At 41.7% G+C, this 23,645-nt stretch carries 22 protein-coding genes and 1 pseudogene; 12 read left to right on the plus strand and 11 right to left on the minus strand.

Translation table 11 applies throughout. The features are described from left to right. Window positions 1-72: 72 nt before the first annotated feature. The 3 genes from MSMAS_RS02485 to MSMAS_RS02495 form a co-directional block, all read right to left on the minus strand. Entirely contained in the window at window positions 73-1,218 is a 1,146-nt protein-coding gene (locus MSMAS_RS02485; RefSeq protein ID WP_011032784.1) for a cation:proton antiporter, read from the minus strand. A gap of 225 nt (window positions 1,219-1,443) precedes the next feature. Beyond that, window positions 1,444-2,040 carry a CBS domain-containing protein gene (locus MSMAS_RS02490; protein WP_048036546.1) on the minus strand — a complete coding sequence of 199 codons (597 nt, stop codon included), beginning with the start codon at window positions 2,038-2,040 and terminating at the stop codon, window positions 1,444-1,446. A gap of 239 nt (window positions 2,041-2,279) precedes the next feature. Beyond that, on the minus strand, window positions 2,280-3,866 hold the full coding sequence (locus tag MSMAS_RS02495; RefSeq protein ID WP_015411383.1) for a flippase activity-associated protein Agl23: 1,587 nt from the start codon (window positions 3,864-3,866) through the stop codon (window positions 2,280-2,282). Window positions 3,867-3,946: 80 nt separating this feature from the next. On the opposite strand from MSMAS_RS02495, the gene MSMAS_RS02500 reads away from it, so the two are divergent. From MSMAS_RS02500 to crcB (MSMAS_RS02515), 4 genes are all read left to right on the plus strand, one after another. Next, window positions 3,947-4,240 carry a ubiquitin-like small modifier protein 1 gene (locus tag MSMAS_RS02500; protein ID WP_015411382.1) on the plus strand — a complete coding sequence of 98 codons (294 nt, stop codon included), beginning with the start codon at window positions 3,947-3,949 and terminating at the stop codon, window positions 4,238-4,240. 20 nt (window positions 4,241-4,260) lie between these two features. Beyond that, window positions 4,261-5,451: a molybdopterin molybdotransferase MoeA gene (locus tag MSMAS_RS02505; protein ID WP_048036544.1), complete on the plus strand. Its 1,191-nt coding sequence runs from the start codon at window positions 4,261-4,263 to the stop codon at window positions 5,449-5,451. 138 nt (window positions 5,452-5,589) lie between these two features. After that, entirely contained in the window at window positions 5,590-5,970 is a 381-nt protein-coding gene (gene crcB, locus MSMAS_RS02510) for a fluoride efflux transporter CrcB (RefSeq protein WP_011032779.1), read from the plus strand. Window positions 5,971-5,973: 3 nt separating this feature from the next. Then, entirely contained in the window at window positions 5,974-6,342 is a 369-nt protein-coding gene (gene crcB / locus MSMAS_RS02515; RefSeq protein WP_011032778.1) for a fluoride efflux transporter CrcB, read from the plus strand. A gap of 247 nt (window positions 6,343-6,589) precedes the next feature. On the opposite strand, the gene MSMAS_RS18545 is transcribed toward crcB (MSMAS_RS02515), so the two are convergent. Continuing rightward, window positions 6,590-6,763 (minus strand): DUF5350 domain-containing protein, encoded by a 174-nt coding sequence (locus MSMAS_RS18545; protein WP_015411380.1) that lies wholly within the window; start codon window positions 6,761-6,763, stop codon window positions 6,590-6,592. 433 nt (window positions 6,764-7,196) lie between these two features. Between MSMAS_RS18545 and MSMAS_RS02520 the strand changes: the two genes are divergently transcribed. Next, a complete protein-coding gene (locus tag MSMAS_RS02520) occupies window positions 7,197-7,916 on the plus strand; it encodes a YkgJ family cysteine cluster protein (protein WP_011032777.1) in 720 nt (239 codons plus the stop codon). A gap of 262 nt (window positions 7,917-8,178) precedes the next feature. Here the strand turns inward: MSMAS_RS02520 and MSMAS_RS02525 are convergent, their stop codons facing one another. From MSMAS_RS02525 to MSMAS_RS02540, 4 genes are all read right to left on the minus strand, one after another. After that, window positions 8,179-8,865, minus strand: coding sequence for a 2,5-diamino-6-(ribosylamino)-4(3H)-pyrimidinone 5'-phosphate reductase (locus MSMAS_RS02525; protein WP_048036542.1), 687 nt, complete (start codon window positions 8,863-8,865; stop codon window positions 8,179-8,181). A 166-nt stretch (window positions 8,866-9,031) separates the two neighbouring features. After that, entirely contained in the window at window positions 9,032-9,883 is an 852-nt protein-coding gene (locus MSMAS_RS02530; protein ID WP_011032775.1) for a CBS domain-containing protein, read from the minus strand. A 70-nt stretch (window positions 9,884-9,953) separates the two neighbouring features. Beyond that, on the minus strand, window positions 9,954-10,412 hold the full coding sequence (locus MSMAS_RS02535) for a universal stress protein (protein ID WP_011032774.1): 459 nt from the start codon (window positions 10,410-10,412) through the stop codon (window positions 9,954-9,956). 19 nt (window positions 10,413-10,431) lie between these two features. Next, window positions 10,432-11,541, minus strand: a complete 1,110-nt coding sequence (locus MSMAS_RS02540; protein ID WP_011032773.1) for an amidohydrolase family protein — start codon at window positions 11,539-11,541, stop codon at window positions 10,432-10,434. A gap of 652 nt (window positions 11,542-12,193) precedes the next feature. On the opposite strand from MSMAS_RS02540, the gene MSMAS_RS02545 reads away from it, so the two are divergent. Both MSMAS_RS02545 and MSMAS_RS02550 read left to right on the plus strand, forming a co-directional pair. Beyond that, entirely contained in the window at window positions 12,194-12,511 is a 318-nt protein-coding gene (locus MSMAS_RS02545) for a DUF167 domain-containing protein (RefSeq protein WP_418041202.1), read from the plus strand. A gap of 82 nt (window positions 12,512-12,593) precedes the next feature. After that, entirely contained in the window at window positions 12,594-13,046 is a 453-nt protein-coding gene (locus MSMAS_RS02550) for a toprim domain-containing protein (RefSeq protein ID WP_048042782.1), read from the plus strand. Between the two features lie 106 nt (window positions 13,047-13,152). Here MSMAS_RS02550 and MSMAS_RS02555 read toward each other — a convergent pair whose 3' ends face one another. Further along, on the minus strand, window positions 13,153-13,557 hold the full coding sequence (locus tag MSMAS_RS02555) for a DUF356 domain-containing protein (RefSeq protein WP_011032770.1): 405 nt from the start codon (window positions 13,555-13,557) through the stop codon (window positions 13,153-13,155). 887 nt (window positions 13,558-14,444) lie between these two features. On the opposite strand from MSMAS_RS02555, the gene MSMAS_RS02560 reads away from it, so the two are divergent. The 3 genes from MSMAS_RS02560 to proC all read left to right on the plus strand — a co-directional run bounded on the left by MSMAS_RS02560 (window position 14,445) and on the right by proC (window position 18,076). Then, complete coding sequence (locus MSMAS_RS02560; RefSeq protein ID WP_011032769.1) at window positions 14,445-15,788, plus strand: glutamate-5-semialdehyde dehydrogenase; 1,344 nt, start codon at window positions 14,445-14,447, stop codon at window positions 15,786-15,788. 137 nt (window positions 15,789-15,925) lie between these two features. Further along, window positions 15,926-17,083, plus strand: a complete 1,158-nt coding sequence (gene proB / locus MSMAS_RS02565; protein ID WP_011032768.1) for a glutamate 5-kinase — start codon at window positions 15,926-15,928, stop codon at window positions 17,081-17,083. A gap of 180 nt (window positions 17,084-17,263) precedes the next feature. Then, on the plus strand, window positions 17,264-18,076 hold the full coding sequence (gene proC / locus MSMAS_RS02570; RefSeq protein WP_011032767.1) for a pyrroline-5-carboxylate reductase: 813 nt from the start codon (window positions 17,264-17,266) through the stop codon (window positions 18,074-18,076). A 665-nt stretch (window positions 18,077-18,741) separates the two neighbouring features. On the opposite strand, the pseudogene MSMAS_RS02575 reads toward proC, so the two are convergent. Further along, window positions 18,742-20,199 (minus strand): annotated as a pseudogene (locus MSMAS_RS02575) (IS66-like element ISMma15 family transposase). Window positions 20,200-20,317: 118 nt separating this feature from the next. Beyond that, complete coding sequence (locus MSMAS_RS02585; protein ID WP_264357983.1) at window positions 20,318-20,983, minus strand: peroxiredoxin; 666 nt, start codon at window positions 20,981-20,983, stop codon at window positions 20,318-20,320. Window positions 20,984-21,415: 432 nt separating this feature from the next. Between MSMAS_RS02585 and MSMAS_RS02590 the strand changes: the two genes are divergently transcribed. Both MSMAS_RS02590 and MSMAS_RS02595 read left to right on the plus strand, forming a co-directional pair. After that, window positions 21,416-22,399, plus strand: coding sequence for a YbgA family protein (locus MSMAS_RS02590; protein WP_011032763.1), 984 nt, complete (start codon window positions 21,416-21,418; stop codon window positions 22,397-22,399). Between the two features lie 35 nt (window positions 22,400-22,434). Beyond that, window positions 22,435-23,526 (plus strand): hypothetical protein, encoded by a 1,092-nt coding sequence (locus MSMAS_RS02595; RefSeq protein WP_048036539.1) that lies wholly within the window; start codon window positions 22,435-22,437, stop codon window positions 23,524-23,526. The last annotated feature ends 119 nt before the right edge of the window (window positions 23,527-23,645 follow it).

A 23,645-nucleotide genomic window follows, 5' to 3' on the forward strand; every position in this document is an offset into this window, starting at 1 on the left:
CAGGGGTATTTTTTCGTGCCCTATTCTTAAAACTCATGCTCCTGCTCTTTTCAACTTCCGGGTTGTTCACTCTTATCCAACCTTTAATTCATTGCCTGTTTTGTTTTTTCTTTCTGCCTGGATCGCAAATTTCAAAGCCGAAGGTGAAATCAGAATGGACACAATAACCATAAACACCATGGCTGAGAATATTTCTTCGCCTATAATTCCGATCCCTCTTCCTATTGTCAGCATCACAAGCTCTATTCCTGCCCTGGGCATGACCCCTGCCCCAAATGCGAGGCTTTCGCAAAAATTGAACCCTATGGCTTTTGACCCTATGAATCCCCCTATCAGCTTTCCTGAGAGGGCCAGGAGGGTGACCACAGGGACGAAAATACCTGCTTTTACCAGGGCGTAAAGATCAATTGAATATCCTATGAACGCGAAAAAAAGTGGGATTAAAATCCCGTAAGCCAGTCCCTCTACTTTGCTCTGCACGTCAGGAATCTTTGCAAGGGGAATTTCAGAAATTAACATCCCTCCTATGAATGCTCCTATTGTTGCATGAAGCTCAAATAACTCTGCAAGATAGGAAGAAAAAAGGGCTGTCATAACCACAAGGGAAAATACTGCTTCTTTTGCGTGCATTTTCTGGGCATGGACAAAAAGCCTGGGAAAGAAATATTTTCCGAGGATGTACATAATCAGCAGGAAAAGCAGGATCTTTCCTGAGATTGTAAGAACTGCCAGGGCAGAAGGTGCGCGGTTAAAACGGGCAAAGGTAACAATCAGGGAGAGAAGGGATATTGCTATAATATCGTCCAGAACCGCCGAAGAAAGCATTACTAGGCCAGGTCTGCTGGACAGGTAGTTAAGGTCTATAAGAATTCTGATAACCACTCCTATGGCTGTCGGGCTGAGAGCAACCGCCATAAAAAGGCTTTGAAGAAATGTAAAATTAAAGATTTTCCCAAGCATGAACCCGAATGCAAAGGCAAAAACCAGCTGGGTGAGAGTAGGGATAAAGGCAACCAGTACTGCGGGTCTCAGGTCCCTCAGGCTCACTTCTTTATATCCTGCGGTAAAAAGCAGGAAAATGGACCCTAGCTGAGCAAAAAAAGTTATTATCCCGGTTTCCACATCCAGAAAAAGTGCTCCAAACAGAATCCCAGCCAGAATTTCTCCCATAACTGAGGGGACTCCGGCCCTTTCTGCTATCTCACCAAAAAATTTCACGCTGAAAATGAGAAACAGTACCTGAAACAGAGCACTTATTGCTTTACCCCCCGGTTCTTATTTACACGTTTGTTTTTATTTTTTAATTTCCTTTTATACCCTCTTTTTAAATTTTCTTTTATACCCTCTTTTTAAATTCCTTTTTACAGCTCCTTTTTAAATTTCCTTTTTAGCCTCCTTTTTTAATTTTGCTTTATTGCCCATCTTTTTCTTAAGAATTCTTTTTCATGCATCCATTTTTCTCCGTCTGCATATCTCTTTCACAAGGTCTCTTTTTGATATGATCCCCACGAGTTTTCCATTCTCGCTCACATAAACGCGGTCAAACCTGTTTTTCATCATAAGGTCAGAAACATCTTTCAACGTGGAATTTAATGAGATTGTCACAGGGTGCGTAATCATAATTTCTTTTGCGTTTTCTCCGAGCGACCTTCTGGCTGCAAGGGGCGTATATTTAGCTCTGGGCATCAGGCATAAAAGCAGGATCTCAAGAACAATGTCAAGGTCAATAACCCCTGCGAGCTCTCCTTTTTTGTTAACTACGGGCAGGGTATGGTAGGGATTTTTTGCAAAAAGTGAAAAAACTTCTTCAACAGGTGCATCTTCATTTACCGTTACAAGGTCCCGGGTCATAAGCTCTTCAATAGTCATCCAGAGGCAGCCTTCGGATCCCCTGACAATTGATTCAAAAAACGCCTCTGCTTCCCTGGGATTATCCTTCTGAGAGGGCTCTTTCATAGATTCAGAAAATTCTTCTTCTTTTCTGGAGTTTTTCTCCGTTTCTGCATTATCATCTTTTTTCCCGGAGGTTTTTTTCTGCATAAAGCTCTCTGCCAGAATGATACCCCTCCACGGCTATTTTTATACCTTCCTTACTGTTTTCCAATCTATAGTATCCACTACTATTTGTTTCTGGATTTATATAAAAAAACAGGAATCTCAGTTTCACTGTAGAGAATGGGTTATCTGATTTTTTCAGGTTTGTTGCTTTTCAATATTGGTACTTTTCAAATTTGTTGCTGTTCGGGTTTGTTGTTTTTCAGGTTTGTTTCTGTTCAAGTTTATTGCTGTTCAAGTTTGTTGTTATAATAAAGAGTGAAATCCCTTCCAGGGCGCAGGGTGAAATTGTAGGAAGAATATTCTTCTTCTGAAAGTTCCCTGTACATATCACAGGATATGGGGACGATTATAGCATCGTATTTGCTGCTCGACGGTGGTTTTGAAGAGTATGCCGCTCTTTCATAGTCCCGCAGGTACCAGGGAAGGGGCCAGTAGAGTTGATACTGGTCAATCACGTAAATTCTAAGGGTATCAGGGCTTTCATTGAATCCCTCTATCTTCTCCATCAGTATCCTGATATCAGGAGATGCCTGCGTGTATGTTATCAGTTCCTCGTCTTCCATACTTCTATAATAATTTACCGAGATGCACTGGCTAATGAAGACAAGCAGAGTAAGCACAAGAATTACTGTAAGTAGAGCACGGATTTTACCAGGGTAATCAGGCTTTTTCGGCTGTCCGTCTTTATTCTTTTTAGAAAATACTTCTCCAAGAAAGGCTCCCGCCAGAAGTCCGAAAGGCAAAACTATGTGAACGACAAGCCAGGGGACTTTTTCCTGAATATATGAATATAGCAGCAAGCTTGTAAGCGCCCAGTAGCAAAGGAAAAGGAAAAATGAATAATTCTGCCCTTTATTTCTCACTCTATTAAACAGGAAATAAAAAAAGCCAGCAGCCCCAAAGAGTACAACCGGAATCTCATATCTGAGGAGAATAGGGATATAATAGTAAAAGGGACCTCCAATCCTCTCTATCCTGTGCATTTCCATCCAGTGATTAAAGGCCCTTTCCACTATTGAAAAAAGAGATACATCGTACCTGAAAGCACTGGAGTAAAAAAACATTATAATCAAAACAGAGAGTGCCCCTGAAAGGATGATCTCAGGAAGATAGGGCAAAAGAGCCGAAGTCTTACTGCGCAGGGTCTTCTTTAATCCCATATTCTCTTTTTTCCAGTCTGAACAAATCCAGTAAAGAAAGCCCAATCCGGCATAAGCCCCGAAGACGGCAAGAATTATGTAAGCATTTTCTTTTGATGACACTGCAACGGCAAGGGATGAGGCCACCAGGATGAGGTAAGGGTACCGCTTTAAGCTGTGTATGCTGTCAAGATATCGGAATGTGCCTGTCACTGCGGCCAGGGTGCAGAATATAATTATCATATCATTTCTGAAGAACCTGGAAAAATACACCATACTCGGAGAAAAAGCAAGCAGAAACATCGACCAGAGAACACCGTTCTTTCCCAGTTCTTTTCTCAGCAAAAAAAGTAAAAGGATTGTTGCAACTCCGAACAGGACCGGGACAAGGCGGGATGTCGTGTCAGTTATTCCGAGAAAATGAAAAACAGCTGCAGTAGAATGGAATAGGAACGGGCCGTGGTAGGCTGGATCGTAACTGTACTCGCCGTGTTCAAGAAGTTTGAGGGTAAAACTGGCATGTATGCTTTCATCGTGGTGGAGAACCCTCTCTCCCAGCTCGAATAATCTGAAGGCAAGGGCAAAAAACACAATCATAAGCCCGTAAAGCCAGTATTTTTTATCCGGAACCTCCGAATTTGTGTTTTCATAACCTGGAATTTTCCGCATTGTTTCCCGAACCTTCCGGTAATGGATGCTTCTTATAAGGCATAGGTATATTTAAGGAGTAGGATGAAATAGTCTTCCTCATGGCTGAAGTAAAAGTTAAGTTATTTGCAAATCTGCGTGAGGGAGCAGGCACACCGGAACTCCTTCTTTCCGGAGAAAAGGTTATTGATGTCCTTCTGTCTCTTACAGAAAAACATCCCGCTTTAAAGGAACTCATTTTTGAAAAGAACGATGGAGAAGATGAAAGCCCGGTTCTTTGTGCTTCCATTAACGTCCTGATAAACGGGAATAATGTCAGGCACCTTGAAGGGCTTGACACTGACCTTAAAGATTCGGATGAAATTGGGGTTCTTCCTCCTGTCTCCGGAGGATAAGTTTTCAGGGGGCCAGGAGTATGGGCAGGATATTCAAAGAACGTACTTCCATTGACGAGGCTTTGGAGCTTTTCCTTGAGAGCTTTTCTTCTCTGAGTCACACTGAAGAAGTACCGCTTGAAGCCTGTGCAGGCAGGGTACTTGCAGAGCCTGTAATTTCCGGAAGGGATGTCCCTCACTACAGGCGCGCTGCAATGGATGGATATGCTGTCAGGTCATCTGATACTTCGGGCGCTTCTCCTTCAAATCCCGTGTTTTTGCAGCTTTCGGATTGCGTAGAGGAAGGAACTGCTATGTGGGTTCATACGGGAGCTGTTCTGCCTGAAGGGGCTGATGCTGTTGTGGTGGTTGAGGACACCGTTACAGCCGGAAACATGGTTGAAATCAGGGCTCAGGTCCATCCGGGAAAGAATGTGGGACAGGCTGGAGAGGATATCAAAAAAGAAGATCTGGTTTTTAAGGAAGGGCACCTCCTTCGCCCCTGTGATGCTGCAGTTCTTGCCTCTCTCGGACTGGATATGGCGAAAGTTTTCAGAAAACCTGTGGTTGCGGTCATCCCTACAGGAGATGAACTGGTAAGCCGTGAAAAGGCCGGGCAAGTTCCTCCCCCCGGAATGGTGCTCGAAACGAACGGGCTTATGACTGCTCTTTATGTGGAAAAGTGGGGTGGAGTTCCCAGATATACAGGTATTGTGCCTGACCGTCCTGAGAGTATAAAGGAAGCCATAGAAGCAAACCTTGACGCTGACATGATTCTCCTATCAGGAGGGACTTCGGTCGGCAAAAGAGACCATGCTCCCGAAGTTGTGGAATCTCTGGGAAAACTGCTTGTCCATGGGGTGGCGGTCAGTCCTGGAAAGCCTGCAGCGCTTGGGGTTATAGGTAAAACTCCTCTGGTTTGCCTTCCAGGCTACCCGGTTGCCGGGCTTGTTGCCCTGTATTTCTTTGTCCGCCCCGGGATAAGGAAGCTGGGGTCGATACCCAAAGCGCCGGAATTTGTCTTCAGAAAACGGCTGGCTGCAAAAATAAGTTCTAAAATAGGATATGTTAATTTCGTTCGGGTTGTTTTTGATGGGGATAAAGTACGCCCTCTTACGGGAAAGGCAGGAGTTCTGAGCTCGGTTGCAAAGGCTGACGGTTATGTGCTGGTGCCTGAAAATATAGAAGGTTATGAAGATGGGCAGGAAGTTGATGTTTTTTTAATTGAGTGAAAAAAACATCAATAAGCAGCTATGGCTTACTTCCTCCACTTTTCTCTTCTTTTAAAATAAATAGTATTTTATACTTGCAGGAGGTAATAGGAAAGAATTAACCGTCCTTTATTGCAATTTTTTAATAAAAGTGAAAACATGCCCTCCCCTGACAAAGAAATGGATAAAGTTTTATTAATAGGACTCGGCGGCTTTCTGGGAGCCGTTTGCCGATTTTTGATCTGTGAGCATGTGGATGGGCAGCTTGGCATCCTTTCTGTAAATGTACTCGGGAGTTTTATGCTGGGTATGATAATGTATGATGCTGAGTACCTGAGCTTCATAGGTCCTAAAGGAAGACTGGCATTCGGGACCGGTTTCATAGGGGCGTTCACAACCTTCTCGACGTTTGCTGTCCAGTCTTTCAGTATGGCTTTTCTTCCTGCCCTTGGAAATATCAGCGCCAACCTATTTCTTACCCTTACAGGCGTATTCTTTGGCAGGAGCTTTATAAAAGCTCTCTCAAGCAGGGAGATTTGATCCATGCTTCCTGCGGCAAACATCGGAGATCTTTTTTTGATAGGCACGGGCGGTTTTATAGGGGCGTCTCTTCGCTATACTATTTCAAGCCGAATGCCAAAAATCCGGAGTATCCCGGCAGGAACCCTTACAGTAAATTTTCTGGGAAGCATTGTGCTTTCCCTTCTTACTTTTTCCTCTGAGCCCGAGTCCGTGGTCTATCTGGTAAATATAGGAATTCTCGGCTCCTTCACGACCTTCTCAACCTTTGCTTACGAAACCTTCAAGCTACTGGAAGACGGACAGAACGTTTCATTTTTTCTGAATATTTTCCTCAATGTTATCCTCTGTCTTCTGGGAGTAGGCATCGCATACTTTGCTCTCAGGCTTTGATTTTGAATTTTTAAAGCGTCAGCTTTTGAGAGCAGGAATCCAAAACTCCATATCGAGGATCAAAAAAGCTATTTTTAATCAAAAATATCATTTTTACTCAACAAAATTATTTTAATCAAAGAACTATTTTTTTATAGGCAGGGCTGGTGGAAATAACCTTCCAGTGATAGAAAAAGACCTGAATTGATTAAAATTCAGTGACCTAAAAAAAATTGATAATTAAAAATGGTAAAATGAAAAAGCCCGATTATTTTACAAGGGCTTTTGCAGATCTTCTTATGAAGCGCCTCTTGTGGCCTGAAGAGGTGAAGCGCTGTGCAGGTCCGGGGTGTGCTTTCTGTGATTTTGATTTTTGGACCTTGATTACTTTGCCTTTTCTGCCTTTTACCTTTACCCAATCAATGCTGCCGGTTTTGCCCATTATCATTCCTCGCTGATTTTGATTTGAATTTATCTATATTTGCTTTAATTCATTGATGATTTATTCACATACCGTATCCGCCTTCTCGCCTATCGCTGCTGTTTGCCGCGGATTTTTTCCTTCAGCAGCGATTTGGCAAAAAGGTAATCTGATTCGATGATTATCAAATAGGTAATCTTTCAATGATCTTGATCGGAATATCTGATATTCCTTAAAAAGCCTGAAGTAAGAGACTATGGTTTAATCAAGCCTTGAGTTTATCATAAAGAGAAATGCTACTAGTTAAATGTTACGGATATCCGGAGGAATTCAGGCATAAAAAAATGGCAGATATACGTAAGGTATAAATAATTCCGAAGATGCGTATAAATCCGACTGAAACTGGCTTGAACCTTAAAAGCTCTTCTGAAAGCCATATTCTTTTTCTGGAGAGGTGATTCCCGTAAAAAATGACCCAATTGACACCAGGCTTGCCGAAATGCACGAGGAACTTCGGGATTTAAGAAATTTTCCTGACTCCGAATTTGTCGGCATAATCAGGGAACTAGGGTTCAAATGTGAACTCTGTGCCCGCTGCTGCACCAGAGAGTTTAACGACCATGTGTTCCTGCTGGACTCGGACCTGGAACGAGTAAGAAGCATAGACCCTGATGCCGTCACTCCTGCCCCGTATTATGAGTTTTGCGACCAGAACGGCAGGTTCTATGTATCAGGCTATGCCCTGAAAACAAAACCTGACGGCTCCTGCATTTTCCTTGAAAATAAAAGATGCAGGATTTATGAAAGCCGCCCTTCAATCTGCAGAGTATACCCACATATGCTGCACAGGGAAGCCGATGAAACCGGAAAAGTGGACTGGCGGCAGATAAGCGGCTTAAACGAGCACGGGAGTTATCACTCAGATCTCGACGATCCGGCATGTAAAGAAATTGCACTGGAGACAAGGGCTTATGAAGAAGCTTATCTCCAGCAGGTGATTGGCTTTTTCGAAGCTGTGAAGGCTCATTTCAGGACAAATGGTTTAAAACACATCCAGAGAACCTATGACCGAAAAATGCGTGAATTTCTTAAAGGTGAATGTGACCTGGAAATTTTTGTATATTGCAAAGGCGGGTTTGAAAAACAAAAACTCGCAAAAGAGTCTGAAAGATAAGGCATAACTGTTGCCGAAAAAGGCAATTTTGTAAGCATAAAAAAAGAGAATATTTTTAAAATAATGACAGTGTAACATAAGTTCTGTAAAATCACAAATCTCAAGAAGTTCTTTGGTAGAAACTTCCATATCGGGAGATCAATTTTCCCATAATACACAAAAAATTGACTTCAAATTTACAGCAAATTAGGCACACTGCCAAAATAATTCTATGAAAATAAGAAAAGAGAGTATTTTTAAAATGATTCTATAAAAAAGGTTTTCAGTTCTTCTTCCCTTTGACCTTCCACTTCAGAAGTATTCCATCTTCAATTTTTTCAGCTGAAAACAGTTCAAGCCCGAGGAGTTCGTTTTCTGTAAAACCTTCCCCGTCAGTAAAGGTTGGAGCTGTTTTCCCTCCTATGATAAGGTTTCCAACAAAAGTATATACCTCATCAACAAGACCTGCGGAAAGCATGCCCCAGTTCAGGGTTGCGCCTCCCTCGACCATGAGGCTGTTTATACCCATTTCCTTTAATTTCGCTGCAAGCTCGGTAAGGTCAACTCTAAAAGCTCCTGTTTTTATGACAAGGGCTTTTTTTTCCAGCATCCTGATTTTTTCTTCAGGGGCGGAATTTGAAACAGCAATTATCCTGAGCCCTTCACCTTTTTTGAAGATATCGGCATTAAGAGGTGTCCTTGCTGAGCTGTCAACAACAACCCTTACGGGATTTTCACTCTTTCCGGCAGCTTTTCTGGCTGCCTTTCTTTCAGGGGATTTTACTGTCAGGCTGGGGTCATCGGCAAGTACGGTCCCTATTCCCACCATAATCGCATCTGCATGAGCCCTGAGTTCATCCATTCTCTCAAAATCAAGTTTTCCAGAGATCTTTACCTGCTTTCTTTCCTTTGTTGAGAGCTTGCCGTCAGCTGACATAGCAGAATTTATAAAAATAAAGGGCCTGTCCATTTTTTAGCTCCTGAAAAAAAGTATTGAATTGAGAGTCACGTAATTGAGAATCACGTTTTTATTTTTTAGCTGTTTAATTTTTTACCATTTAATTTTTTAGCCGGGAAGGTTTGAACAGGGGAAATGATAACTCCTTCCCCGGCTCAAAACTGTCCTTTACCACTATTCAGGCTTCTATAAGGGGCTTCAGCAGGTCGTGGTCTCTTAAGAGCCCCTGAAGCTTGCGGTTTGAATTAATTATCGGTATCTGGTCGATCCTGTTACGCTTCATTTTTCTTGCACAGTCGCTTATAGAGGCAATATAAGTAGCAGTGATCGGTTCCCGGATCATAATGTCGCTTCCTATCAGATTGGGGACTTTGATTCTGGATACGCTGTAGTAAATACTCATGGTATCTCTCATGGACTCCCATGTCCAGGCATCGTCGTCCTGACCTGCGGACATGTCTGACATCTCAACGCTGTCCTCAATAACGCTGGCAGAAATAATGTCACGGTCCGAGATAATTCCTATGAGTTCAAGGGCAGCATCAAGTACAGGTACAGCCTTGACACAAGCCAGTTCCATGATCCTGGCTACTACAGGCAAAGGCGTTTCACTGAATATTGCCACCACTTCCTTTTCCACATAGTCTTTGATAGGAGTGTCTATATTCATATCCGCAATTGCGCCCACAACATCAGCAACCGTTACAAGCCCCACGAGCTTTCCATCGTCTACTACCGGAAGCCTTCTGATGCCGTGCTGAAGGAGCAGGCGGGCAGCGGACTGCAGGTCCGATCCAGGGGATATGGTTATCGGGTCCCGTGTCATAAGAAGGGCAAGCTGTTCTTCTTCGGGGTTCTGCAAGAGGTTTGTCCTTGTCACTATCCCGACCACTTTGGAATCTTTGAGTACAGGAACCCCCGAGATGTGTTTGTTCTTAAGGATTTTAAGAACCTCGTCCCTGGAACCAGGCAGGGTTGCGCATGCGACGTCCCTTACCATGATATCTTCTATGAAGATGTTTTTTGGCATATGATCTACACCTGTGTTATCCTCTGAATCCTGGATTTTCTTTTATTATTTCTCTACGGAGGGCTTCAGCTCAGCTCTCTTCTCCACTCCGAACGACCATTACCGGAACCTTTGAGCCCCTGGCAACTTTTTCTGCAACGCTTCCGAGAAGGAACCTGTCAAGTCCGGTTTTTCCAAGTGTTCCCATAATTATCAGGTCAACATTGTTATTTTCTGCGAATTCGATAATTGCACTGCTCGGGTTTCCTTCAAGGACAACTTCTCTTACTTCTACCCCTGCTGCTTCTCCCTGGCTCTTTACGGCAGAAACTGCTTTTTCACCCTCGGACTTCAGGATCTCGTACATCGCTTCCCAGCCGACTTCCGAGCTCATAGGTATTGATGAAAAAGAAGATATGTCCACCACATAAAGTGCGTGAACCGTAGCCCCGCTGAGTTTTGCAATCTCAATTCCGTGAGATATTGCCTTCTGGGTATTCTCGGATCCATCTGTTGCAATTACTATGTTCCGGTAAAATTCGCTATTCATGTTTCGTTCTCCATTTGATTTACGAATGAAGTACCGCTAATATATCATCGGGCCTTGCCCGTTTTGTAATTCCACCTACAGGGTCCTGTATACCTGCAAGATTATTAGAATCCCCGTTCAGGATCATTAAATTGGCTTTATTCCCCTTTTCGATAGAACACATGGAATCTGGTCCCATTACAAAAGAACCATTAAGTGTGCAAATTTTAAATACTTGCCTATCATCTATAGAAAATATTTTTGACATAAATTCCATTTCAGCAAACATATTTACAGAATTTAACATTACATTATCTGTCCCGGCTGCTACCCGAATACCCGCTTCAAGCATTTCAGCTATTGGAGCCATCCCTGCCCCTGTTACAAAGTTTGACCTCGGGCAGACAACAACCGGAATTTTTGCCTGAGCAATTTCATCGAGGTCTTTTTTTCCTGCATGTGTTAAATGAATTAAAAGGTCCGGCTCAAGAGAAAGGGCTTTTTCAATGTCGCTTCTATTCTTTTCACCTGCATGGATTGCAAAAAGTTTTTTTCTTTCCCGGGTGCAGGCTGTAATCTCCTGAAGGAGGTTCATGTCGAGGTCATTTGCTCCACTCATTCCGAGCCCATCGGAACGAAGTAAAATCCTTCTTACTTCGGAAAGTACCACTTGCAGAGGTAGATCCGGTTCTGCAGGTCTTCCGAATATCAATGAACGCAGCTCAAGTCCTTCAAGGGCTTTATTCAGAGCTGCAACCCCCAAAAACCCTCCTTCCCTGAAATCAGCAAAAGCACAGGTCCCGGTATCTATCATGTCCAGTAAAGACCTTTTTATGTGCCCTACAAGGGTTTTATAGGGAGTTTCCCTGAGAATCCTGTGTTTTAATCCGTCAGGCGGCTTTACAAGAGAGTCAAGGTCTCTCTGGACCCGAAAACCGGAAGTTTTTCCAAGTACAGGGTCTTTACAAACGGAGTCCCCAAGATGAGTGTGAGCATTGACAAAACAGGGAGCTATTATATTTTTTGAATTTGTACGTTCTTCTCCAATTTCCGTAATTATTCCATTTTTTACACAGATGTACCCCTCTATGGGCAAAATCTCGGGACCTGCAATAATTGTTCCGGAAATTATTTGTTCAGTGCCGTACATCTATAAGCACCTCTGCTGTTTATCAACCTTCTGTGCTCAGCTTATGGAGACCAAACATATACATCATATATAATCTTTCCTTAAGCCTTTTTATATTATTCAGGCATTTTTTCTTCTATTCTGGGCACGCTGGAGTATTTTTTTCGTCTTTTTGGTTAGAAGTTTCTGAATATATATACAAAACAAAAATTCTTTTCACCGACATATTTATTAATTATCAAATATATATATGGGTTTCAGTCGCATTGTATAGGTCCTTGCACGAGATAATGGAAAATCCTGACTGTGAGTGTACAGACAACCCCAATGCGATACATCGATAGTGTGATATTGCCCGGCACGAGGGTAACTGAAAGGGACTGCGGAAAACCAGAGTATGATCTTTCGGAGTTAGTGCGTCCGGGTTACAGCACTATTTTATGTTAATTTATTTTTATAACTCGAGTTTATAATTTATTTCATACCTGGTGTTTTTATATATGGAAAAATTCAGTACCTGCCCAGCCGTCCAGGGTTCGCCATTCCATGCGTGGTTATAACTTATTCATTTCGGCTGCTTTTTATTTATCCTCTGCCTTTTGCTAATGGCTCTTATTACAAATTCCCAGGTTTCGTCACTAATTTATATAATATATTTTAAAAGATGAGATCCATGTCCTTTGAAGAGGCAATAAAATCTTTGGATTCCGGTATTATTGTGGATATCGAAGTCACTCCGGGTTCCAGATCGCTTTCTGTCCCGAGCGGCTATAATGAATGGCGAAAGAGAATTGAAGTAAAGCTGACCAGAAATGCCCAGAAAGGAAAGGCAAATGAGCAGCTTATTGAAAGCCTTGCAGAGCTTTTTGGCATATGCAGTTCTGATATCTTTATAAGTAGCGGAGCCACAAGCAGCAAGAAGTCCTTGCTGATAAAAGGGGTATCCTATCAGCAAGCTGTTCTGGTTTTCGGGAAACACTTAAAGGGTTGAAGCCAGGAGTTTTAGACAGTTTTCCTGACTGGCAGGCTTTCTTACCACACTTCCTGTTTAACGAAAAAGGTTGAAGAATAACGTGACTGATGTTGATGTCTACAGAAAAAGGCTGGAAAGGATTGAAGAACTGCTTCTGGAACTTTCAGAATCTGCGGAAAGAGGGGCAGTAATTATCGTAGAAGGAAAAAGAGATATTCTTTCCATGAAAAAGCTCGGTATTAAAGGCAGCTTCGAGCTTGCAACCCGGTATTCTCTTTTTAATTTCTCAGAGAGGATAGCCAGCCTCGGCTGTGAGGTTATCATACTCACGGATTGGGACAGGAGAGGTGACCTGCTTGCAGCCAAACTCTCGGAATATTTTGAAAATTTCGGGGTAAAACCTGACCTTCAGATCCGAAATAAGTTGAAACTGATTTCCCAGAAAGAAATCAAAGATATAGAAAGCCTGTATACTTATGTTTCCAAACTCAGGGTAAAAACAGGTTCTTCTCTAAACTCCGAATATGAAACGAATCTGGAATTTGAAAGATAGTAACGTTACTATCCGATAAAGTGCCCTTATTCTCAATATATTTTAAAAAAGAAAAAATGAAGATTTGAAGATTAATACTTACATCCGGTTAAAAAACTTTTATCCCTTATGCGTTGGATGATTCTCCTTTCTCCTGAATCATATCCAGGCCTTGAGGGCTCTTTTGATGATTGAATGTCCTGTCAAATTCCGGATATTTTGGAAATTTGCCAGCCAGTTCTTCAAACATTTTATGTCTTGGACTGATAATTATTATATGCGCAGGGGGGTGGATCTTCTTCAACCTGCTTATCGCCGCTCCCGCGTGGTTATTTAACTCTACAAGGGCTGCAGAGTTGCATTTTGACTTGAGTGATACGCCCATTACACTCACAAGAAGTTCATCAGCATAATTTGGCTCAATACATTTAGGAGTCGCTGAAAATTGAATATGTCCGTATCTTTCTAGGTCATGTAATGCTATTTTTACTTTATCCGAGTCGTCTGCCCGGACTAACGCGAATGATTTCATTTTTTACACACCACCAATCTATAAAGTTATCCCCATTTCGATATGGATTTACCCCTATAATAAACTTTGTGTATGAAATGGCTTAGCAGGCGACCATTATTCCCTTGCGAATGCGGCGTCCTCATCATATTATTTTAACTAAAAATGGTCATTTACGGAGTCGTAATATATTGTACGCCTTTCTCCTATACTCAAAAATTACAGGGCTATTCCATAATTGTCTTTTTTCAAGATTTAGTATGCGTCTCCATGATATGAAGCTGCGTATTCTATACTTATATGCATCGTATATATATTCGTTTTGAAATAATATTTCTTCTCAAGAAAACTTTACTTAAAGTTTTTTAAGTTGCGTTTTTTTAAAAAATTACTTTTTTTCTTTTATTAATATATTATTATTTTTTATCCCTCTTTGTCTATTTTAATATGTCCTGATTCTGCATGATGAATTTTTCACAAAATCAATCACTGACCAGAGAATTTTTTTATCCTCAATTTATTTTATTGACTTATTAAATATCATCTATAATTAAATAAATACTTTAATATATTATTTTTCCAGCCTGATGTTACTACAGGACCGGGATATACTTCCTCAAATGGTATCTTTTATTTAGGACCTTACCATATCATATACCGAAACAGTATACAAAAATATTTATCCCAGGACTCCCTGTGTCCTTTTTTCACCTCCATGTATGAAAAAGCTCAAATGTTTCGGGACTGAGTCCTTACCCTTAATTCAGTTAAACTCCTGTGGTTCAGTTAATTATATCTTATATAGCCCTTTGATTTTCAGGTCTGAATAGATAATTGAATCTGGTCCAGAACCTGTTTCAGGCTTATGTGGGCAAAGCCCTCGCAATTATTGCAAAGACGGTGAGTATATGGCTAATGATATTGAATCTAAAGTAATTAAAGCAAAAAAAGCTTCAATTGAGCTTGCCAGTGTAAGCTCCGAGGTAAAAAACAGGGCTCTTGAAGCTATGGCGGAAGCCCTTGATAAAGAGAGAAAAATCATCCTTGAAGCGAATTTAAAGGATCTTGAATATGCAGCCCAACTGAAAAAAGCCGGAAAGCTTACTCAGGCTCTTGTAGACCGGCTTAAGGTTACGGACTCAAAAGTTGACGGGATGATTGCAGGAATCAGGGACGTAATAAAACTTAAAGACCCTGTGGGAGAAACCCTTTCCACTCTTGAACTCGATGACGACCTGATCCTCTACCAGGTCAGCTGCCCTATAGGTCTTATAGGGGTAATTTTTGAGTCCAGGCCTGACGTGGTGCCCCAGGTAATGTCTCTCTGCCTGAAAAGTGGCAATGCAACCATTTTCAAAGGGGGAAGCGAAGCCAGGGAGTCTAACCGTACTATTTTCGATATTCTTGTAAGAGCCATAGAGTCCACCGGGGGCATGCCTGAAGGGGCGTTCCAGCTTATGGAAACCAGGGAAGAAATCATGAGCCTTCTGAGCCTTGATGCGTATGTCGACCTCCTTATCCCCAGAGGGTCCAATGAATTTGTCAAATTTATCCAGGACAATACAAAAATCCCTGTACTCGGGCATACAAGCGGCATCTGCCACATCTATGTGGACGAATTTGCAGACCCTGATACAGCCTGGCAGGTCTGTTTTGATGCCAAAGTCCAGTACCCCGCAGTTTGCAATGCCATAGAAACCCTTCTTGTGAACCGCAATATTGCAGAAGTTTTCCTGCCCAAAATGGCTGAAATGTATCTAAAGGCAGGGGTTGAACTGCGCTGCGATGAAGGTAGTTATTCTCTGCTCTCAGAAAAAGGGCTATCTCCCCTTTCAAGAGCAACTGATGAGGACTGGAGCCTTGAATACAATGACCTTATCCTCTCAATAAAACTCGTAGATACCATTAAGGAAGCAGTTGACCACATAAACACCTTTGGTTCCCATCACACAGACGGGATAATCACGGAAAACGCTTCCCGCAGGAAGGAGTTCATAGGGCTTGTTGACTCTTCAAGCGTTATGGTGAACGCTTCAACACGTTTTGCTGACGGTTACAGATATGGAAAAGGTGCCGAAGTCGGGATCAGCACAAATAAGATCCATTCGCGCGGGCCTGTCGGTATGGAAGGGCTGTTAATTTACAAGTATATCCTCATGGGTAAAGGGCAGGTTGTTGCAGACTATGCAGGAAAAAATGCAAAACCCTATACTCACAGGAAGCTTGACCTTAAGTTCGAGGATGTGAATTAACACATCCCTGATAATTTCTGATATGTTTATATATTTGAATCGAAATACCAGCGCAGGTTAAGTGCAAAAACCGGAAACCCGGCTATTATAGAAATCAAGCGCAGCCGCTTTCCAAATAACTTTAAGAGGCACTTCTATTGACAGAAAGAGAACAATTTTTCCGTGATGTTAATAAAATCGTCATTAAGATCGGAACTTCTTCAATTACCAGAAAGGGCTGTGACCATACCAGGGAAAACTGCAACATTGACCCGGCATTTATGGAAAGCATAGCCTTCCAGGTCTCAGAGCTCCGAAAGCAGGGGAAAGAAGTAATTATTGTGAGTTCGGGAGCAATAGGTGTCGGGCTGAATGAGCTGGGCATAGCCCCCAAACCCCGTGAGATCCCTATCAGACAGGCAGCTGCAGCGGTCGGGCAGAGTATGCTGATGCAGGACTGGAGCAGAGCTTTTTCCAGATACGGAATGAAGGTTGCCCAGATCCTTCTTACCTATGAATTCTATTCTGATAGAGTAACTTACCTCAACCTGAGAAACAGCATCTCAACCCTGCTGGAGTATGGTGTTGTCCCGATAATAAACGAAAACGACTGTACCTGTACAAACGAGATTGAAGCAATCTTCGGGGACAATGACAAGCTCTCTGCAATGGTTGCGAGCAAAATCGATGCTGATCTTCTGATTATCCTTTCGGATATTGATGGGCTTTTTGACAGGAACCCGAAAACTCACATTGACGCAAAGCTTCTGACCATTGTGAAAAAGATCACGCCTGAGATTGAAAGTTATGGGGGCGACCCTACAAGCTTCAAAGGCGTTGGCGGGATGCGGACCAAAATAAAAGCTGCAAAAATCTGCAGTATGGCAGGCTGCTATGTAGTTATTGCAAACAGCGATGTAGAGGACGTCATCCTGAAAATAGCCTCAGGGGAAGAAATAGGGACCCTTTTCCTTGCTGAACGGCATATCCAGAAAAACCGCGCTCGCTGGATTATCCTTGCCAGGGCTTCAGGAACGGTCCGTGTAGATGCCGGAGCAAAAGCTGCTGTCCTCGGGAAAAATAGCCTTCTCCCGGCAGGCGTTGTGGATGTGGAAGGGACATTTGATAGGGGAGATGTCGTGAAACTCGAATGTGACGGCAAAATATTTGCAAAAGGGATTACCGACTATACCTCTGAAGAGTTAATTAAAATAAAAGGAGTTCATACAGACCAGATTGAAAACGTTCTGGGCTACAGTAATTACAACAACGTGATAAAAAAGGAAAATATCGGCATACTGGAAGAGTTAAATTGAGCATCGGGTTTGTAAGAGTTTCAGGACCTTCTGGTTCTTTACAGGTAATTTACGGTAATTTAAGGTTAATTTAAGGTTAATTTAAGGTTAATTTAAGTTTATTTAAGTTTATTTAAGTTTATTTAAGGTCAATTTAAGTTTATTTAAGTTTATTTTTCTGGAAATAAGGAGATTTTATACATGATAAATCGAAAAATAGGATTCATTGGGGCAGGGAAAATGGGTTCTGCTCTCATGCAGGGCATAATTAAAGCCGGAATCGTGCAGCCTGAAAATATCGGTGCAAGCGATGTATACGAGCCTTTTTTAAAAGAGCTTCAGACAAAGCTGGGGATCAGGGTATCAACCGATAATACCGTTATTGTCCGGGAGTCGGATATCCTCATTCTTGCAGTAAAGCCCCAGACGCTTGGTTCTGTACTTGAAAACCTGAAAAATGAAATTACTTCCGAAAAACTCGTAATATCAATTGCTGCAGGAGTGCCTCTTTCAACTTACGAGGGCGCTCTTCTTGAAGGCACCAGGGTTGTCCGTGTCATGCCCAATATAGCAGCAACAGTTTCGGAGGCTGCTTCGGGAATTTCCCCCGGGAAGAACGCGACCCCTGAGGATATGAAAGATGCTCTTACTATCTTTTCTGCGGTTGGTACTGCAGTTCAGGTTCCTGAATCCCTGATGGACGCAGTTACAGGTCTTTCCGGCAGTGGGCCTGCTTTCATTTTCCCTGTCATAGAGGCTATGGCTGACGGGGCTGTACTGGAAGGCATGGACAGGAAAAGCGCTCTTACCCTCGCAGCCCAGACCGTGCTCGGAGCCGCAAAAATGGCACTTGAAACAGGCATGCACCCCGGAGAACTCAAAGATATGGTTACATCTCCTGCCGGTACCACTATTCAGGGAGTTCATGCTCTCGAGGAAGCAGGAATCAGGGCAGCTTTTATGAATGCAGTTATAAGAGCAAGCGAACGCTCAAGAGAACTCGGGAAGAAGTAATAATATCGGTTTCTTCCTTTTCTTAAATCCTCTTCCATTCATCTTTAATTCCTTTTCATCCTTTTTCTTTTTTATAAGTCTTCAATGTGTAAATTTCTTAAGACAAATTTTGCTTTCTAGATAAAAATTCCTTTCTTTTCGCTTTCTGGCGTCCTTTGTGATATTTACCTCTTATTTTCTTAGTTATAGTTCATGATTATTTGTTATAAATTTGGGTAAATTTTATATATCAGTGGAATCAATATTATTTTCTACCTGATAAAAGCTGAGCATGCATAAATGAGCTAGCGGGGGTCATAGTTCCTGTCCCATGCCTTACTCTCGTTTATGAGATGTTCCAGTCCGGGATATCCTGTATAAGTTCTCTAAAACTGAGAATTTTTCACCTATATTGTATTCCTCGGTGAACCCGGAAAATCATGCTTAATTTGAAAATAAGAAGCGAATAAATTACGATAAATTATGGTGGAACGGGGTACTGGACCTTCTCTGTTCGCCATGAGGGGGATCTCTTATGGGGGATACGAGATTCCTCTCCAGACTCCTCTTATTCTCGCCTGAAAGATTATTCGCTACAGGCTTTTTATCTTAAAAAATAGCAGCGTATTTTATGTCATTAATAAATAAAATAATGTTTTTAAAAAAGTAAAATAATGTGTAACTATTCAGGGTATAGTTAACGGCGCTCTCTTGAGCGCCGCTATAATACCCTCCAAAACAGGTAATCCGTTCTTTCTAATTGTAGAGATGTAAGCTCTAATTCTGCAGAAAGCTTCCGCTCCTTGTATAGTTCTGAAAGTTCCTGATATTTTCTGCTGTAATTTCATCATCCTGATATCTCTTTCTGCTTGATTATTCTCAAACGGAACTTTCAAATCTGTCAGGAATCTCAGAATATTTTCTTTGTGTTCTATAAACCTATCTAGCAGATTCCTTGCTTTTGTTTTTGGATTTTTTCCACGTTTTCCTTTCTTTTCAGGATTTAGAGATTGTGGATTTTCTTCAATTCCTTTAATTATGATAGCATCGAACCTTTCTTCCAATGCTTTAATTTGCTCAAAATCCAGTTCTTTGACTTGATCCTTGCATTCGTCGGTATACTTTTTCATCTCAGTGAGCAATTCATTCATTTCTTTAGCCCACTGCTGTTTATAGTTCTCTTCAATTCCAGTAAGTTCTCTCTGTAAATGAGCATTACAGAGAGCATGATCACAGTCATAAACGTTGTAAGGTTTCCATCCGTCGTGAACTGCTACTCCCTTAAACTCCGGAAGAATACCCATAGCGTCTATTGCTTCTGCTCCTCTTTTTGAGTGAGGTAAATAACAGGTGTATTTCTCATTAGAAGCTACATGAAGCCAGTGTCTTTTTCCTTCAATCTTCATACCAGTTTCATCAAAATTGATTACAGGCGAGGCTAATAACTTCTCTCTAATAACGTTTTCAAATTCCTCTAAATTCTGGAAACATTCTCTTTCTGCTCTAATTATCGTAGCAGGACAGATTTTTATTCCCATTATGTCCTCAAAAAATTCGGAAATTCTTTCATAGGGGATAAAATGGTGATTTTTACAGTAAATAGCTGAAGCTAAAATATTTGGACCATACTGAACTGGATATTTAACTGATTCAGGAAAAACAGCTTTATTTATTTTTCCACAGTAAGGGCAGGTCTTTATCTGACTTTTGTGTTCTGTAACAATCAGATTTACAGGAGGAATATCAAAGACCTGTCTTTTCTCATAGGCTTCAACTTCAACATTCTCAAGAGTATGGCCACATTCTTTGCAGCAACTCAAAGAATGTTCTATTACCTACTCAGGATGATCAACCATTTCAAGAGTTGTTCCTGGATGACCATCTTGACCTCCAGGTTTTTTGCCACTCTTTTTACGGAGACTCTTGGGGTTAGGTTTCTCCTTGATAAAAAAATCAGTAGAAGGAGGGCGACTGCTGTTACGACTGTTTTGGTTTAAACGAGATTCTAATACCTTTACACGTTCTTCGAGTTCAGCAATACGAATAGATTGTTCTTCTATGATAGTCTCAAGCCTCTGGATTACAGAAATTACAGCTTCAGGACCAGCGTCATAAATGATAAGAATCTCTTCACGTGTAAGCATAATAACGAAAGGAAATAGGATTCAATTTATATGCAATTTTTCCTCGAAAAGAGGAAAAATTGTAGCCTTTCAAAGGCTCTACCTGAATAGTTACAATAATGTTTTTATTGTACCCAAATTATTTCTGGGTATCTTTTTTCAGGCACATAAACCAGTCAAGGCAGCGCTTTCCTTCCTCTTCTTTTCCCATCCTTTCTTTTACTGCTTCCATTGAACTGGGAGGTGGAATGATAACGTCTTCTCCTGGCTGCCAGTTAGCCGGGGTTGCAACTTTTTCGGCTGCATTTTTCTGCAGGGCGACTACTATTCTCTTGATTTCCTGCATATTCCTTCCGGTTGACTGCGGATAGTAGAGTATTGTCCTTATTTTCGCCTCTGGGTCGATAATAAATACCGCTCTTACAGCCTGGGTGGTTGAGGCTTTTGGCTGGACCATGCCGTATTTCTTTGCAACATCCATCTTCAGATCTTCTATCACCGGGAATTTGATCTCCAGATTTTTCATTCCTTTATATTCTATTTTCTCTTCAATCCTCTTAAGCCAGGCGATATGGGAAAAGACGCTGTCTATGGAGAGCCCTATAAGTTCCGTGTTCATGCTCCTGAACTCTTCCTGCATACTGGCAAAAGTCATGAATTCAGTAGTGCATACAGGTGTAAAGTCTGCAGGGTGGCTGAACAGAATAACCCATTTTCCTTTATAATCATCCGGGAATTTGATAATTCCCTGTGTGGTTACTGCAGTAAATGAAGGGGCATCGTCTCCAATGAGAGGCATATGTATCTGTTCTGACTCTGTTTCTATTATGTTCTCACCTCATTTTAGTTTGCAATCTTTTTCCGTTATCCGAAGTACGATGTCAGGCACTGGTGCTTGAACTCTAAAAAGCACTATCCGTTCCCTCTATCGTCCCCAACAACTACCTTACTATTATTTTCCATTGTTATAAATCATTTACTGATTACTGAAAAAAATCTTTGTTTCTGGAAATACTGCTTTTAAATTCTTTTTATTTTCTATATTTTGTTTTTTATTTTCTTATTCTTTATATCTTATTTTTTATCACTTATTTTTACATTCTTTCTATATTTTACATCCTTTCTATCTTTGCATTCTTTTTTATATTATCATCACTTATTTTTTTCAGTAAGTCGCATGATCCTTTTTGTCTGGAAAACAATTTATCCAAGTAACTCCTTTTTGTATGGGGGTTAAATGAGAGAGTTTTCTCGACCGAAGGTTGTAATTAGCAGGTGTCTTGAGTTTGATCACTGCCGATACAATGGAGATATGATCAGCAGTCCTGTGGTGGTAAAACTCAAAAAACACGTTGATTTCCTGCCCGTTTGTCCTGAAGTGGAAATAGGGCTTGGAGTACCAAGAAACCCTGTGAGAATAGTCCTTGATAAAGGAGATCACAGGCTTGTCCAGCCTTCAAGTGGGAAGGATGTAACTGAGGATATGAAATCTTTCTGTTCCAATTTTCTTGATTCTATATACGAAGTTGACGGTTTTATTCTTAAATTCAGGTCTCCTTCCTGCGGTCTCAAGGACGTGAAGGTTTACCCGTCTGCAGGGAGTCATGGAGGCGCGGTTGAAAAGATTTCCGGATATTTCGGAGGTGCTGTTCTGGGAAGGTATCCTTTCCATCCTGTTGAGGACGAGGGCAGGCTCAGAAACGCCCGGATAAAAGAGCATTTCCTTACGAAACTCTTCACATTTGCAGCTTTTCGGAAAGTAAAGTCCGAGGGCAGTATAAAGGATCTGATAAATTTCCATGCGCAGAACAAGTTTCTTCTTATGGCTTATAATCAGGCTGAACTCCAAAAATTAGGCGAAATTGCTGCAAACCGAGAAAAAAGGCCCTGGAAAGAGCTGATTTCCGATTATGAAAATCACCTGTACAGCGCCCTTTCCAGAGCTCCAAGGTACACTTCAACCATAAACGTGTTAATGCACGCTCTCGGATTTTTTTCAGACCAGCTTTCAAGCCGTGAAAAAGCCCTGTTTTTTGATTGGGTTCAGAAATACAGGGAAGGCAGGGCTTCGGTCTGTCCTGCAATAAACATGATCAGGTCATGGATTGTACGGTTTGAAGACGGCTACCTCATGAGCCAGACTTTTTTCGAACCTTATCCTGAGGATTTAATAGAAATAAATCCTGTAGAATCCCACCTGAGGGAAGATCTCTGGAAATAAAGTTTTATTAAGATATTTCTGGACGGAAGTAAACCATGAAAGCTAGAATTAAACTGACTTTTATTTTCTTACTCGTATATATGGCTGCAGTTCTTTTTTTCTGGCCTTTTTCTGAGGGATCCGCAGTTTCTGGCAACAAAAAGATAGATAAAAACCTGCCTCGAGAAACGGGTGGTAATTATAACTCTTCTGAGGCTCTGGTTACGGAAGAACTCATAGAACCAGGGAAATCTTCCAGATCTTACTCATGGAATTATGAGGGATACCGGTGGCACCTTACTCTGCTGCTTGATGATAAGCTGTACAGTGCATATGAGTCAAGGACACGCAAAAGAGACTACGACCTTTTTGCTTCCGACCCTTATGATGACTGGTTAATAAAGAATATCGCAGATACGCTTGTTTCTCTTTCAAATGAATACGGGCTTGAAGAAAAAAAAATACCCGGGCTCTGTGTTTCTTTTATCCAGTCCCTTAACTATACTTCAGACCTTACAAGTTCTGGATATGACCAGTACCCCCGTTTTCCTTATGAGACTCTCTTCGATAACGGGGGGGACTGTGAGGATACCTCCATCCTGTCGGTGGCAATTCTTCAGGAAATGGGCTATGATGTTGTCCTGCTGGAACTTCCGGAGCATATGGCTCTGGGAATAAAATGCAGCCCTGAAACCAGGGGTAGGAGCTTTGAATACAATAATAATCATTATTACTACCTTGAAACTACAGGGAGCAACTGGGAGATCGGGGAAATGCCTGAAGAATATGAGGATGAACCGGTAGAAGTTATCCCTGTATATAGGAGGCCCCTTGTTAACCTTGATTTCAGTGCTCAGTGCGAATACTCCCAGAAAGAAGGGGTTGTGGACGTTAATGTTACTCTGAGAAATGTGGGCTCCGAGGTAGCAGAAAATACAACTGTTTATGTTGCCCTTCAGGCAGAGGACGGGAGTAAAATATGGGACCAGATCGAGAGCGACCCTGTAATAATCGAGCCTGAGGGAGCCTATCAGTTCACCGCAAAAGGACTCAGAGTCCCTGGAGGCAGGACCTTCAGGGTATATGTGAGAGCTCTCGGGGAAAACCTGTTCTCTGAAGAAATTACGAGTGAATGGGTGAGTATCTGATGGAAATTGTGGAGTATCTAATATAAATGGGAAGTATCTGATAGAAACGTTTCCCCTTATTCATGCACAGGGCTAAGCGCACAGGGTTAAAAACTGAAACAAACTCTGAAAAATGGAGA

Origin of the sequence: Methanosarcina mazei S-6, from assembly GCF_000970205.1 — an archaeon.
Taxonomy (GTDB): Archaea; Halobacteriota; Methanosarcinia; order Methanosarcinales; family Methanosarcinaceae; genus Methanosarcina; species Methanosarcina mazei.